At 55.1% G+C, this 13,619-nt stretch carries 10 protein-coding genes and 1 pseudogene; 9 read left to right on the top strand and 2 right to left on the bottom strand.

Going from position 1 to position 13,619, the window contains the following annotated elements; all coding sequences use genetic code 11:
* Positions 1 to 245: 245 nt before the first annotated feature.
* A pseudogene (locus tag AWB81_RS44290) lies at positions 246 to 380 on the top strand (IS110 family transposase); the annotation flags it as partial.
* A gap of 1,829 nt (positions 381 to 2,209) precedes the next feature.
* Here AWB81_RS44290 and AWB81_RS36055 read toward each other — a convergent pair.
* The gene (locus AWB81_RS36055) at positions 2,210 to 2,833 is read right to left on the bottom strand and encodes an ATP-binding protein (protein WP_087135424.1); all 624 of its coding nucleotides are present in this window, start codon (positions 2,831 to 2,833) and stop codon (positions 2,210 to 2,212) included.
* Positions 2,834 to 3,007 carry a hypothetical protein gene (locus AWB81_RS46035; RefSeq protein WP_159938993.1) on the bottom strand — a complete coding sequence of 58 codons (174 nt, stop codon included), beginning with the start codon at positions 3,005 to 3,007 and terminating at the stop codon, positions 2,834 to 2,836.
* Between the two features lie 797 nt (positions 3,008 to 3,804).
* Here AWB81_RS46035 and AWB81_RS36050 point away from each other — a divergent pair.
* From AWB81_RS36050 to AWB81_RS48580, 8 genes are all read left to right on the top strand, one after another.
* Complete coding sequence (locus AWB81_RS36050; protein WP_159938992.1) at positions 3,805 to 5,505, top strand: glycosyltransferase family 2 protein; 1,701 nt, start codon at positions 3,805 to 3,807, stop codon at positions 5,503 to 5,505.
* Positions 5,506 to 5,518: 13 nt separating this feature from the next.
* Positions 5,519 to 6,379, top strand: a complete 861-nt coding sequence (locus tag AWB81_RS36045; RefSeq protein WP_062642560.1) for a dTDP-4-dehydrorhamnose reductase family protein — start codon at positions 5,519 to 5,521, stop codon at positions 6,377 to 6,379.
* A gap of 1 nt (position 6,380) precedes the next feature.
* Positions 6,381 to 7,418 carry an SDR family NAD(P)-dependent oxidoreductase gene (locus AWB81_RS36040; RefSeq protein ID WP_087135422.1) on the top strand — a complete coding sequence of 346 codons (1,038 nt, stop codon included), beginning with the start codon at positions 6,381 to 6,383 and terminating at the stop codon, positions 7,416 to 7,418.
* Positions 7,419 to 7,421: 3 nt separating this feature from the next.
* A complete protein-coding gene (gene wecB / locus AWB81_RS36035) occupies positions 7,422 to 8,564 on the top strand; it encodes a non-hydrolyzing UDP-N-acetylglucosamine 2-epimerase (protein WP_062642551.1) in 1,143 nt (380 codons plus the stop codon).
* 24 nt (positions 8,565 to 8,588) lie between these two features.
* Entirely contained in the window at positions 8,589 to 9,941 is a 1,353-nt protein-coding gene (locus AWB81_RS46585; protein WP_200822603.1) for a TylF/MycF family methyltransferase, read from the top strand.
* A gap of 13 nt (positions 9,942 to 9,954) precedes the next feature.
* Entirely contained in the window at positions 9,955 to 10,455 is a 501-nt protein-coding gene (locus AWB81_RS36025; RefSeq protein WP_062642549.1) for a hypothetical protein, read from the top strand.
* Positions 10,456 to 10,484: 29 nt separating this feature from the next.
* On the top strand, positions 10,485 to 12,878 hold the full coding sequence (locus tag AWB81_RS36015) for a glycosyltransferase family protein (protein ID WP_144444285.1): 2,394 nt from the start codon (positions 10,485 to 10,487) through the stop codon (positions 12,876 to 12,878).
* Positions 12,879 to 13,080: 202 nt separating this feature from the next.
* Entirely contained in the window at positions 13,081 to 13,308 is a 228-nt protein-coding gene (locus AWB81_RS48580; protein ID WP_327373120.1) for an IS66 family insertion sequence element accessory protein TnpB, read from the top strand.
* The last annotated feature ends 311 nt before the right edge of the window (positions 13,309 to 13,619 follow it).

Below are 13,619 nucleotides of genomic sequence, written 5' to 3'. Positions count from 1 at the left end.
GCTCTATCAGTATCGGAATCGAGCTTCACTTGGCTAGCCGCGCACAATAATTCACCCATAGATTCCCCCGACGATCCACACCAATAAGCCAGGCACGAACTAAGCAGTCGGACCAAGGGCCAAAATCAAGAATGAAATGAACGCGTCCCGCCCACGAGCGCGAGGCGGTGGATCCTCACGGGCCAACGGCATCGATGTGCCCGGGTGGAAAATGCATGCATTTCCCGGCGACCGGTGGATCCGCAATGAATAGTATGGCCGTAGGCGTTGATATCGCCAAGCACGTTTTCCAAGTGCACTACGTTGATCCGGAAAGCGGAGAGATCGTGAACAAGCCGATCAAGCGAGCGATGTTTCTCGAACACTTCGCGAATCGTGCGCCGTGAACTGCTGGCGCTGCTTGCCAGAGAGGACACGGAAGGGTCTGTGCCGTACCTGACTTGCTCAAGAGAGTGACCTCGTTCGCCTTCGTACCCCAGCGAAGTTTGCCGGTCACCCGGAAGTGCGAGATGACAAACACGCCGAACGCGGTGACGGCTACGCAGTCCACCTCGATCCCCGGCCCCGCGAATCCCTTGCCAGTCAGCACGAGCATGTCCTCATGCAAAGCGTAGAGCTCTTCACCCAACAGGGGTCTCAAAATCGCGTCCAATTTTCGTGCAAAAGCAGCGTACTCGCGTCGGCGCTCCCTCAGCGCAGGCTCCTGCTCATAGTCCTTGGGATAACCCAGGTATGCCTGCGTCGGGAAGAAGGGGGTGACCTGTGCTCGCGCTCGCGCGCGGGATCGTCTTGCCATTTCTTGATGCTCCTTAGTTTAGTCGGTCTTGCAGAATCGCGCGAAGCCAAGCGCAGCGTGCGGATAGGTGCAGATAAGCAGTTGCGAAACTCCCAGTTTCAATATGAAATGGGCCTATCTTCTGGGAGTGAGAAGCGCCGATGAGCACACCGGATTTCTTCCGCAGCCGCCTGGACGCGATGATCGATTTGCGGCATAACTCCGAGGCCAAGATTATTCCGAGAGCGATCTTGATCGCCGTGGACATGCGGTGTCGCTCTTCAATCAGCTTCCGACGTGACGTTCGCTTTCTCGGCATTATTCTGGTGTCTCGACCCCGGAATCCTTCCGGAGTTTTAAGAACGCGCCATGATGATGCTCACTCGCCACGGTGGAACAACCTCTCCCGATAGACAGATTTGCGGCGGACCACTGGCTGCTCACGTTGGAGGTTTTGCTGCCCAACTTTTTCGGATGGGGTATGCGCCGAACACAGTTCATGCAAAGTGTGATGTGCTAGCCGATCTGAGTCGATGGCTCGGACGTCGGCAGATTCCTTTGGCAAAGCTCAATGAGTCGCGGTTGATACAGTTCCAAGACGCCCGCCGGCTCCGGAACACCATACGACGAGGCGATCTCGCTACTGGTCAGCGATTTCTCGCGTACCTTCGAAACCGCGGCGACATCGCTCCGGCAGCACAGAGGATCGATCGAACCCCATCGAGTCGCCTTATTCTCGAGTTCGAAGCATTTCTCTGTACTGAGCGTGGCCTGTCACTCTCAACTGTGGTCAGATACCAGTTTGTCATCCGGCGCTTCCTTGATGAGCGATTTGGGTGCAAGGTTCCGCATCTTGACCAGTTGCGGCCGCAGGATCTGCACGATTTCATTCTCCGCAAGGGGATACAGAATCTGTACCCATGGTTCAAGTGATTTCCCGTCTTGGGAGCTTGCTCATCACGGTCGCCTGGATATGGACCGCGTGAGTCGGGCTTGGCGTGATTGCCGTGGACGAAAGGAAGAATGATGCTCGCATTGTCCGTGCGAAGTCGTTCTCAGTCGATGACGAACTGCGTATCGGTCGAGGAGCCAGCGTCCATGCGGTTCTTATTGAACTCAGTTTCCTGCAGCAGACGGCTAGCTTGATTGGCAGCGTCGCAGCCGCTTCAAGAGATCGCACCTGTTGGATGCATAACTGGATACAAATGGAGTGCGCTGCACTCGGGTCGATGCGTCAGTGACGCGGATAGGTGAATAGGATACTAGGGCTTTCTAACGGTCAAGACGGATCGAAAGCTCGCGATTTTGTGGTGTCTTTTGCTAAGCCCCGGACGGTCAGTTGAAACTCCCCCAGTTTTGGTCGCCTAAAATCCCCCATCGGGTGAAGCAGGACGAGGTCGAGTTTTATTCCTCTTTAGTTTTCTGCGCAAGGGCCTAAGCGGCGTCCTTGAGCCGGTAACTTCTGCCGTTGAACTCGAGATGGTGACAGTGATGCATGAGGCGATCGAGGATCGTGGTGCTCATGGTGTTATCGCCAAGGGTACGCGCCCCACTCCTGTACCACGCGATTGGACGTGACGATGATGCTTCGGCGCAGTTTGTAACGCTATGGACCAGCGTCTGCAGTAGCGCGCCGGTCTCGTCAAGAATCGAGCGTCCGAGGAACAGGTCGTCCAGCACGAGCAAGTCCACCTCAAGTGTCGCGCGCAGCCGGGTCTGTTGCTGCTCTGCTGCGAAGAGCGCGTCGCGGTTAAAGAAGTCGTTGGTTTCGAGATACTGCACCTTGTGGCCTTGGAGGACCGCCTGGTATGCGACCGCCTTGGCTACATGTGACTTCCCGGTGCCAGGTTTGCCGATGATCAATCCGTTCTCGCCGGCAGCGATGAACTTCAGTGCATTGAACTGGAAGCAAGCCTGACGCGGGATTTTTGGATTGAACGACCAGTCGAACTCGGCAAGCGTGAGCTTCTCCTCGAGTCCGGACTGCTGATAGCGCCGATCGATGTGCCGGGACTGACGACGGTCAAGTTCGTCCTGCAGGAATCTCCAAATTTGCATTCAAATTCGCGCGCTCAAGATCGCTCCAACGACGGCCGAGGACTCGATCGGAAAAATTTCACACTGATCGATGGGATAAGGCGGATAATTGTCGGGAAGCTTCAGAACGTCGTCCTGAACCCATCTCACATCCTCAATATAACGCCTGTCCCTGTCGTCGAGTTCGAGGTTCATGTGCTGTCACCGTGGTGGTTAAGGCGTTGTGTCCGGAAAAAATCGCGCGCTCACAACGCGCGATCGACACCAAATGAAGCAACGAAGTCCACGACACCAAAGCGTCTTCTGCGGACTGACGTGAATAAAAGGATGCGCACCCGGCGCTATTTGCGGCTCGATGCGCTTCGACACCATTCGTCAACGACCGCGCCCAACGGAGCCGCGCATCACGTCCAGCCCGATGTCGCAACTTGGGAAGGTCGTCGCGTGAGACAGCGCCCGCCGCGAAAGTATGTTCACGGACTAACTAGTGCTCTCAATCAACTATTGGAACTGCTTCCGGGCGGTGAACGAACGGCATCGCAAGCTTGCAACCAAATCGTTGCCGACGATGTGCTCGGAGACAACGTCGGGCAACATTTTTATGACGCACTGCAATATCGAAACAACAATAAAAAGGGTGCGAATTACCACTTTCTAGCGCCCGCACCTTCCTTGGTCGAACGTGGGGTGGCAAATCGAACGTTTCCGTCCAGCCCACGAGACAAAGAACTCTTCGTGCCGCAGAGTGAATCTATTGCCGCTCGTTCGAAGCTCGCAATCGACCCGCAGAGACTACGCTCAGCGCTTTTCAGCCGCCGATCGCGAATTCTGAACATCTTACGGGCGATGATGACACATGCATCGACCTCGACGACGACCCATTGTTCGCAGCACAAGGTTCGGGATCTGGTGGCTTACGGGTACCAAGACGATCCTATATAATCCCTCGCTTTATGACCGTCTCAGCGCAAGGTTCCCCGTGCGCACGCGCAATGGAAAAAGTCTCGATCTGCATGCCCGTCTACAATGGCGGCGCGTACTTCAGAAAGGCATTGGAAAGCGCACTCGCGCAGGACTATGAGAATATCGAGATCGTCGTCGTCAACGACGGTTCGACGGATGGCGGAGAAACCGAAGCGATCGCGGCTTCGTACGGAAAGCGAGTCCGCTATTTCAGCCAGCAGAATCGGGGAGTCGCAGGTGCGCTGAACACAGCGCTGCAACATGCGACCGGAGAGTACTTTGCCTGGCTAAGTCACGACGACATTCATCTACCGCATAAAACGTCCGCCCAGATACGTTACCTCAAAGACTTGGGGCGTAGCGATGCGTGTCTCTTTTCCGACTACGAACTGATTGGCCCTGCAGACGAGCACATCACCACGGTGACCTTAAATGCCGGACAGATCAGGTTCAAACCCCGCATTGCCTTATTGAACGGAATGGTGAATGGTTGTACCTTACTGATTCCAATGAAGTTCATGAAGGAATATGGTCCGTTCGATGAATCGCTTCGGTACACGCAGGACTACGATTTTTGGAAGCGCATTTTACGAGATCATGAATTCTTCCATCAGGCCGAGTGCCTCGTACAGTACCGAATCCATCCCGGTCAGGATAGTCATAAGCCCCAGGCCGTCGCCGAGGGCGACGTCTTGTGGAAACAGATGGTGTCGGATTTAAGCGAAACGGAACGTGCACATCTGTTCGGGAGTACGCATCGATATTTTAAGAAGCTTGGAGATTTTCTCGACATTACACCGTATAAGGAAGCGGCCGCATATTCCCACGCCAAATCCAATGTGCTCGCAAAAGACACGCTAATAACGGTAATCATCCCCTTCTGGAATGAAGTGCCTTTGGCGCTACGTGCCGCAAAAAGCGCATTGGCACAAGTTAATGCTCGCGTCGAGGTCATTCTCGTCAATGACGGTTCCACGGATGATCTGAGTCCACTCTTCGATCTCTGCGCTAAAAACGCCCGAGTCCGCCTCATGCATCAGGCCAACAGCGGTCCCGCTGCAGCCAGAAATCGCGCATTGCTGGCTGCTAGTGGCGACTACATCGCGTTCCTGGACGCCGACGATCTCCTTCTCGCGACAAAGGTTGAGCGTCAGGTCGAATTGATGCAAGCGCACGGTGCGCAATTCTCGCACACGAGCTACTACGTATCGTTTCCGGGTACGCAGCGAGGTCTGGGAATATGGCGAAGTGGAAAATTTGGAGGTCAAACATATCCGGCGATCATCGGTTGCTGCCCGATCGCAATGCCGACGGTTATGCTTCATCGGTCCGTAGTAGACGGCGGATTTCTCTTCCCCACGTCATCTCGCATAGGAGAGGACATCCTGGGCTGGGTGGATCTCGCGGCAAAGTATTTGTTGCTCGGGATAGACGAGCCACTGTCGGTGGTTGAGTGGTCGCGTCAAAGCGCCGCACTTTCTATCGAAAAGCAAGCGCTCGGGTTGTCGAGCATGATTGCGCTTTTTAATGCGCATGAGATTTACTCGGTGCATCGAAAGGAAATCGGACAACTCCAGGACGCACTGGACTCAATTGCCCGCAGATGGGTATCGGCGGGCAGAAACTTCGCCGAAGTCAAAGAAGGGCCAGAGATCGACATGGCGAAGATCGCTTGGGAAACGCCGGCGGGGTTTCTGGAAGACACCGGTGGGCGCACTCAGTATCAATAGGGAGGATTTTGACGTGAAGATACTTGTATTAGGAGCGACGGGAATGCTCGGCCGCACCGCTTTCAAGATACTGAGCGAGACTAAAAGGTTCGAAGTTCATGGCACTGTGCGCTCGGCGAATGCCGTACCATCGTTCAAAGAAGCGGTGCGCAAGAATCTTCTCTCCGGTGTCGATGTTCTCGACAATGATTCGCTTGTCGAGGCACTTCGAGCGACCAAGCCGGACGCAGTACTGAACTGCGTTGGCCTCGTTAAACAGTTGGCGAGCGCTGACGACCCCCTATCCGCTTTGCCCATCAACGCCATGTTTCCGCATCGTCTGGCGCGCCTTTGTGCTTTAGCCGGTGCGAGGCTCATTCATGTAAGTACGGATTGCGTTTTCTCGGGCAAAAAGGGTGACTATATCGAGTCCGACCTTCCAGACGCGTACGATCTGTACGGGCGATCGAAGCTTCTTGGCGAGGTCGATTATCCGAACGCAGTTACACTCCGGACCAGCATCATTGGTCCTGAAGTGCAAAGCCAACATGGCCTGGTTGCATGGTTTCTGAATCAAAGCGGCTGCGTGCGCGGCTTTACCAATGCCAAATTCTCCGGCCTCACGACCGACGAATTGACCAACCTCATCATCAAGCATGTCTTGCCGGCTCCTGACATCAATGGCGTCTGGCATGTCTCTGCGGACCCGATCAGTAAGCATGACCTGCTTCTTCTGATTAGAGAAGTCTATAACCGAGATATCGAGATTCTTCCTGACGGGGCATTGAAGATTGACCGGTCACTGAACAGCGAGCGGTTCAAAGAACGAACCGGCTATATTCCACCGACTTGGTCACAGATGATCACGTCGATGAGCAAATTGGAGGAAAAGTAGAATGGACGCCGATATTCTGAAAGATACCGTTGCGCTGGTTACCGGCGGAACTGGATCGTTCGGCACTACGATCTCAAAAAGGTTTCTTGCACAGGGAATCAAGGAGTTGAGAATCTTCTCTCGTGACGAGAAGAAGCAGGACGACATGCGTCAGGCATTCCACGACAATCGGCTCAAATTTTTCCTGGGCGACGTCCGTAACGAATCAAGCGTCCGCGACGCGATGCGTGATGTCGATCTGGTATTCCATGCTGCTGCGCTCAAACAGGTTCCATCCTGTGAATTTCATCCAATGGAAGCTGTACGTACGAATGTACTCGGTGCGGAAAACGTGCTTTCGGCAGCACTTGCATGTGGTGTAAAGAGCGTGATCGCTTTAAGCACCGACAAGGCTGTGTATCCGATCAACGCGATGGGCATGTCCAAAGCATTGATGGAGAAGCTGACCGTTGCCAAGTCGCGGAACGCCGGGATGACGACGCTGTGCGCAACGCGTTACGGCAACGTGATGGCGTCTCGCGGCTCGGTGATTCCGCTTTTCGTGCGCCAATTGAAAGAAGGCAAAGAGATCACCATCACAGACCCCGAGATGACACGCTTCCTGATGTCGCTCGACGACTCGGTTGACCTTGTTCTTTTCGCCTATAAGAACGCAAATCAAGGCGATATCTTTGTGCAGAAAGCACCGGCCTGTACGGTGGAGGTACTCGCGAAGGCGTTGCAGATCGTGTTTAACAAGAAAGTGCCAATTCGTATCATCGGAACCCGACACGGCGAGAAACTCTATGAGTCTTTGGTGTCGCGCGAGGAAATGGCGCGCGCAGAAGACCTTGGCGAGTTCTTTCGGATCCCCGCGGACGCGAGAGATCTGAACTATGCAAAGTTTTTCACCGACGGTGAAGAGAAAATATCACGATCCCACGACTATACGAGTCATAACACCCGTCAGTTGAACATCGATGAAGTCGTGGCACTCCTTAAAAAGCTTGACTATATCCAAGAAGAGTTGCGCGGTAACAGCTTGGAAGGCGGTAAATAAGTCATGCGAAAGATTATGACTATTGTCGGCACGCGGCCGGAGCTCATCAAGATGAGCCTGGTCATCGAGCGGCTTGACAGACTGACGAACCACGTACTCGTCCATACCGGGCAGAACTACGACTACGGACTCAACCAGGTTTTCTTCGACGATCTGGGAATCCGTCGCCCCGATCACTTTCTCGAAGTTGCCTCTGCGAGTCCAGCACAGGCGATCGCGAAGGTCATCGAGGCAAGCGACGCCGTGTTTGAACTTGAACGCCCCGATGCAGTACTGATCTATGGCGACACTAATTCCGGTTTGGCAGTGATCGCCGCAAAGCGGCGGAAGATACCGGTTTTTCATATGGAAGCGGGCAACCGGTGTTTTGATCAGCGAGTTCCGGAAGAACTTAACCGCAAGGTCATCGATCATCTCAGTGATGTGAACATGACGCTCACGGAACACGCGCGACGCTATCTTCTCGCGGAAGGCCTTCCATCCGACCGTGTATTTAAGGTCGGTTCGCACATGAATGAAGTACTGCAACGTTATAGGCAGAAGATTCAAGACTCTTCGATCTTGGAACATCTCTCTCTTGAGTCGGCTCGTTACTTCATCGTAAGTCTGCATCGCGAGGAAAATGTAGACGATGAAGCGCGCATAGCGTCATTGTTGCGTTGTCTCGAAGCGCTCGCGGCCACCTTCGGTTGGCCAATCATCGTCTCGACGCATCCGCGAACGCGCAAACGCCTTCCGATCGATGCGGAATCGCGCCTTTCCTCGCTCGTGCGCTTTCTTCCTCCGTTCGGATTTACGGACTATATCAAGCTTCAGCAAGAGTCCGCGTGCGTAATTTCGGACAGCGGGACGATAACGGAAGAGGCGTCTTTGCTGAACCTTCGCGCAGTGACTCTTAGAGAGGCACACGAACGCCCCGAGGGAATGGACGCGGGAACCCTCGTTATGGCGAGCCTGAACGAAGAGAGTCTCATTGACGCTGTGCGGTGTGTCATGGACGGCTTCAGTAGCTCAGAGAGCCCCGGGCAAAATGCGGGCCGGGTTTCGGACTACGAAGCTGAGAACGTGTCGGCTAAAGTGGCACGTATTGTTTTGTCCTATATTGACCAGGTTAATCGACGGGTTTGGTCAAAACCAACCGTCTGACGCGCATAGCCAAAGGAATCAACGATGTCCATTCGTCAAGCCGCGCGTCGCGCAGCCCTTATCGCCCCTCCACTCAGGCGACTTTATGATTTTGCGCGTCAGCTCAGCGCGGACAACGCCGAATATAAGCATGCTTTGCATCGGCTCCGAGGGGATTTCGATGCAGTTGCTCGACAACTGGAAACGGAGCGCGCGCAGCGATCCGAGCTGAGTGTGACCAACGCAACGCTCCAAGCACAAGTCGACAAGCTGACATCCGAGCGGCAATCCACGGAACTTCAGTTGTACGTGATGCGTAGCGATCACCAGCGAGCGGCGACCCGGAATGAGTCTCTCGCCAAACTGCTGCAGGAGTCGACACAGCGTGAGAAAGATACGCGATCGAGAGTAGCGTCCATGATCAAACGGGAACGCAACCTAAATTCCCGCCTTCGCGAGTTGACCGCTAGTACACCCGTCAACGAAGAAACGGCAATAGTAGGCATTCTCGCTGAGGGGCGGCGTCTGTCGGACGCGAAGCTCGAGAGATTAGTTGAAACGTTTTACGCGAAGCTTGCCGGGCGGATGACTGTTCTCTCGTCGGAAGTCGCGGAACTCCGTTTGACCAGTTCGAAAAGCCAATCAGGGACAACCGGTGGCGGCCATTCGAAGTATCTTTATCTCGATCTCCTGGAACGAGCCCTCACGGGGACACTGACACAAGATGAATCCATTGCGCCGTGGGTAGAAGGATTTGATCCGGAGGTACGCGCGATCGGGCGAGATTGGCCAACACACGCGCAGACCATGATTGGCACGGCCCGTCTTCGGAATCTGCGAGTACTTCTCGAGCAAGTACTGCGTGAGAACGTTCCTGGCGACATGATTGAAGCCGGCGTCTGGCGAGGCGGAGCCTGCATTCTAATGCGTGCAGTGCTTGCGGCGTATGGGATTCACGATCGCGCAGTGTGGGTTGCGGATTCGTTCGAGGGGTTGCCACCTCCAGACAACCAATATCCCGTAGATGCCAATGATCAGCACAGCACCGTCAAGGAACTTGCGGTTCCTCTGGAGCAGGTCCAGGAAAACTTTAAAGCCTATGGTCTGCTCGACGATCAAGTACGCTTTCTAAAGGGCTGGTTCAGCGACACCCTGCCTAACGCGCCAGTTGAAAAGCTCTCGATTCTCCGGCTGGATGGCGACATGTACTCCTCGACCATCCAGACGCTCGACGCTCTCTACAGCAAAGTCAGCGTTGGCGGGTTTGTGATTGTCGACGACTATATTTTGGAAGGCTGCCGGAAGGCAGTCGACGATTTCAGACGAGACCACAAAATCGACGACAAGCTTGAGGAGATCGACGGTGCCGCCGTGTTCTGGCGGAAATTAAGAGGCTAATACAGCCGAGGTGATGCCGGCGGGGCCGCTCAGCGATAACTTCTTTGTCGAGTCATTGCCGCTTTCCCCTTCCGATTTCGTCATTCCAGAGCAGCTACGGAAAGTCATGCAACCGCCGATGTTTGAAGGACCCAAGGTCGAGTCAACGCAATTTAGCCGAGAGCAGTATCGTCTGGATCTTTTGTGCCGCGATATCGACCGACTCAACGCCGAGAACGCGCTGCTTGCTCGACAGCTCGCGGAAGCAAACCAAAGATGCGTGCGAATTGCAGCCGAGACGGCGGAACGGATTGCGCAAGTCATCTCTGCGACCGACGTCGCCCGTCAGCAAATGGGCGAAGCTCGCCAACGAGAACAGGAACTCCTTAGCCAGCTTGATCATGCGAATTGCTCGACCCAAAATCTGGAAGGCTCGATTGTCAGACTGAACGCCGAGATCGCGCATATACGTCAATCTCTGTCCTGGCGCATCACGCGCCCCCTTCGCGCCGTCAGAAGGGTGCTGAAGATTTAGCAAACCGTTTGAATGTAGTCGAGGCACCAATGGCAGACGCTACATCCGAGTATGAACTCGTGCTTGCGAGCGGTCTTTTTGATCGAGAGTTCTATCTTCGTGTACGCCCGGATCTTGCTCACGCTTCCGGAGACCCGCTCGAACATTTCCTGGCGCATGGGTGGAAAGAAAACACGGACCCTTCCGCGTTCTTCAGCACGACCCTTTACCTCGATAACTATCCCGATGTCCGCGATGCGCAAATAAACCCCGTTGTTCACTATCTTCGCAAAGGACGGCAAGAAGGTTACGTCGCATCGCCGAAGCATTTCCGCGTCGAGAAATGCAAATTCGCCCGGCCAGACGCGCCTACGGAAACCGAATGGAAGCAACTCATCGCGTCGCTGGAAGGGCCGAAAAGCCACGAAGTCGATGTGTTCGTCGTACTGGACGCCGGACCCGCCGAGACTGCATGCAGTCTGTTCAGCTTGCTGAGCAATGCGCAGGAAACGCCTTTTCGACTTACGTTGCTTATCAGCGGAGAAGCAAGCGTTCAATTGCCCGGCGCATTGTCCGAACACTTAGGGAACGGACTGGTTCGGGTTCTCAAGACCGATGAGCCCCGGATCCCGACGCCTTCAGACGGTCATCAGGACGTGGTGCTTATCAGTAGTAGCGTGCAGGTTCATAACAGGTGGCTGGACAGATTGCGCATTTCTGCCTATGGCAGGCCGCGAGTTGCGACGGTCACCCCTTTCTCGAACGATGCCGGCATATGCTCGTATCCGCGCGTTATGGGGAGCGATTGGAGCACGTTCGAAGGAGACGACGGCGAGCTCGATGCATTAGCTGCTTCGGTTAATCGTGGCAAGGTCGTCGAGGTTCCTGTTGGCAGTCCAACTTGCGTCTATATTAGAAAAGATTTTCTCGATTTCTTGACTAGGAATAACGCCGATGCATCCTTCTTTTCTGTCGCCGAGTTCGAACTGTGGAGCGCTCAGGCCTGCGCTGCCGGATGGCTCAATCTATTGGCAACCGACGTTTTCGCTCGCCGGTTCGCGCCTGCGTCGATCGACATGCGCGGGGATGTTCAAGTCGTTGTCGACATCGAGCTTCTAGCAGATCGGCACCGACAATACGTTGCATCGACGCGCGATTTTGTCGATTCCGATCCGGCCTTGCCTTTTCGCCGCGCGTTGGACATCGCGCGAATACTCAATATAGCTAAGTTCGGCTCAGTATTGTCGGTCGTGCACTCGTGGGGAGGCGGTACGGAACATCACGTCGCGGATCTGACGCGGATTCTTCGGCATTCAGGCATTTGCAACCTGACCTGTCGGATTGACCCACAACATCCCGAGTCGATATTCGTCACGAGTGGAGAATGCGAGCCTCTGCTCAACATGCCGCGATTCCGTGTTCCAACGGAACTCGATGCATTCACGACTTTCCTGCATCACCTGCGGGTGAGGCATGTGCATGTTCATCATCTCGCAGGCTTTCCCCTCGCGATGTCGGACTTCCTGCAGGACGTCTGCCGGCACGCCAAGCTCCAATACGACGTGACGGTGCATGACTACATGTTCATCTGTCCGCGTATATTTCTCGCCGACAGAAGCAAAGTCTATTGTGGCGAGCCACCGGTCTCGACATGCGAGCAATGCGTTCAACGTGACGGAAGTGTGTTCGGAAAGCCCGGCGTGGCCGAATGGCGGGAAAGATACGGACGTCTTCTCAAGAATGCAAGGCGCACGATCGTTCCCAACGAAGATGTTTCGGAACGGCTGTCTTCATACTTCGAGAACCTGCGATTCTTGGTCAGGCCGCATCCCGAGAAGGCAGCCCCGCATTCTGTTGACACGCAGACCCAGCAACTCGCGCAAGCAACAAAGCATTCGGCGACGGCGTCCGTCCGGCGCAGGGTGGTCCTGATGGGTGCACTCGGGTTGCACAAAGGGGCCGGATTGCTTGAACAGGTAGCGCGCGCAAGCCTACGCATGGAACTACCACTCGAATTTGTTGTGATCGGCCACACCGATAGGGACGAAATACTTGAGTCGATCGGCAATGTTACCGTCACGGGACCCTACAGACGCGAAGAGGCCGGCCGGCTCTTGAGAGAAGCGGGGGGTGATTTCATGTTCTTTGCTTCAGTGATTCCGGAGACGTTTTCGTACACGCTGTCGCTCGCGTTTCGCGAGCGACAGTTTCCCGTCGCATTCGACATTGGAGCGATCGCTCAGCGAATCAAAGCGTCGGGGTATGGCAAATTGCTGCCTCTGGGGTTGATGACAAGGCCCGATGTTCTCGCCACTTACCTCGCGGACTTGGAGTTGTCTACGTCAACGGGACGCGCAATTCCAGCGTCCGAACCGACTCACTGGCAACCGACCGACTTTTTGCGCAGCTACTACGAGATCGACGAATGGCAGAAGTCGAAATAGTCATGGCGGACGACTCTGCCTAGGCGAGCGCCGCATGTGCGTCGCGATCCCCGACGGTCACGAGTGCGCGGCAGTTGCGCGCGCTCCGACTGTCTAGATACTGCAGCGAGAATAAGTCCCCTGCAGTAAAACGGTAAGCGGCTCGTCCGCTTCGGGACCGGCTGGCAGCAGCAGGTGCGAGCCGGGCGTCTCGGTCGCGAGACTGGCTCGTGAGAATGGCATCAACGTGAACATGCGGTACACCTGGCGGCGGCGATATCTTGCCGAGCAGCAAGCTCCGTCTACCGGCCTCCTCCCAGCTGTACTGCTGAGTGACGCGCCGACGCAGGTTGTTGCGTCATTTTCGGGCGATACGCAAGCGCTAGATATGAAGCCGGCGTCGCATTGCGGCACGATCGAGATCCGCATCGGCCTGCGGCGGTTAAGGTAGACGGCCTAGTCGACGCTGACATGCTGCATACCGTGCTGGGCAGTCTGCGATCATGATCTCTCCCGCCAGCTTTCAACTTTTCCGCAGATCGCATGCGTATTTCGCGGAAGCTGGACACGCGTTTCGCTTGAAGCCGGACAGGTGTTTCGCGCGAAGCTGGACAGCCGGAGCGCAGCGCCGCAGGGGTTTCTGTTTTTACTCTGACTGCTGGTTTTCGGTCAAACTAATTTTTAGGGTTCGTCAGTAAAAACTGTGGGTCGACGGAGGCTCGGGTAGTTTTCCAAGTGCATGATAAAGCGCGATTTCTGTCG

It is taken from the genome of Caballeronia arationis, assembly GCF_001544975.2.
Taxonomy (GTDB): Bacteria; Pseudomonadota; Gammaproteobacteria; order Burkholderiales; family Burkholderiaceae; genus Caballeronia; species Caballeronia arationis.
The sequence above is the reverse complement of the archived record's forward strand: the minus strand, read 5'-3'. Positions and strand labels throughout refer to the sequence as shown.

Bases quoted from the DNA above. Each gene is read 5' to 3' on its own strand.
- AWB81_RS36055 (WP_087135424.1), bottom strand. From the start codon at position 2,833: ATGCAAATTTGGAGATTCCTGCAGGACGAACTTGACCGTCGTCAGTCC.
- AWB81_RS46035 (WP_159938993.1), bottom strand. From the start codon at position 3,007: ATGAACCTCGAACTCGACGACAGGGACAGGCGTTATATTGAGGATGTG.
- AWB81_RS36050 (WP_159938992.1), top strand. From the start codon at position 3,805: ATGGAAAAAGTCTCGATCTGCATGCCCGTCTACAATGGCGGCGCGTAC.
- AWB81_RS36040 (WP_087135422.1), top strand. From the start codon at position 6,381: ATGGACGCCGATATTCTGAAAGATACCGTTGCGCTGGTTACCGGCGGA.
- wecB (WP_062642551.1), top strand. From the start codon at position 7,422: ATGCGAAAGATTATGACTATTGTCGGCACGCGGCCGGAGCTCATCAAG.
- AWB81_RS46585 (WP_200822603.1), top strand. From the start codon at position 8,589: ATGTCCATTCGTCAAGCCGCGCGTCGCGCAGCCCTTATCGCCCCTCCA.
- AWB81_RS36025 (WP_062642549.1), top strand. From the start codon at position 9,955: ATGCCGGCGGGGCCGCTCAGCGATAACTTCTTTGTCGAGTCATTGCCG.
- AWB81_RS36015 (WP_144444285.1), top strand. From the start codon at position 10,485: ATGGCAGACGCTACATCCGAGTATGAACTCGTGCTTGCGAGCGGTCTT.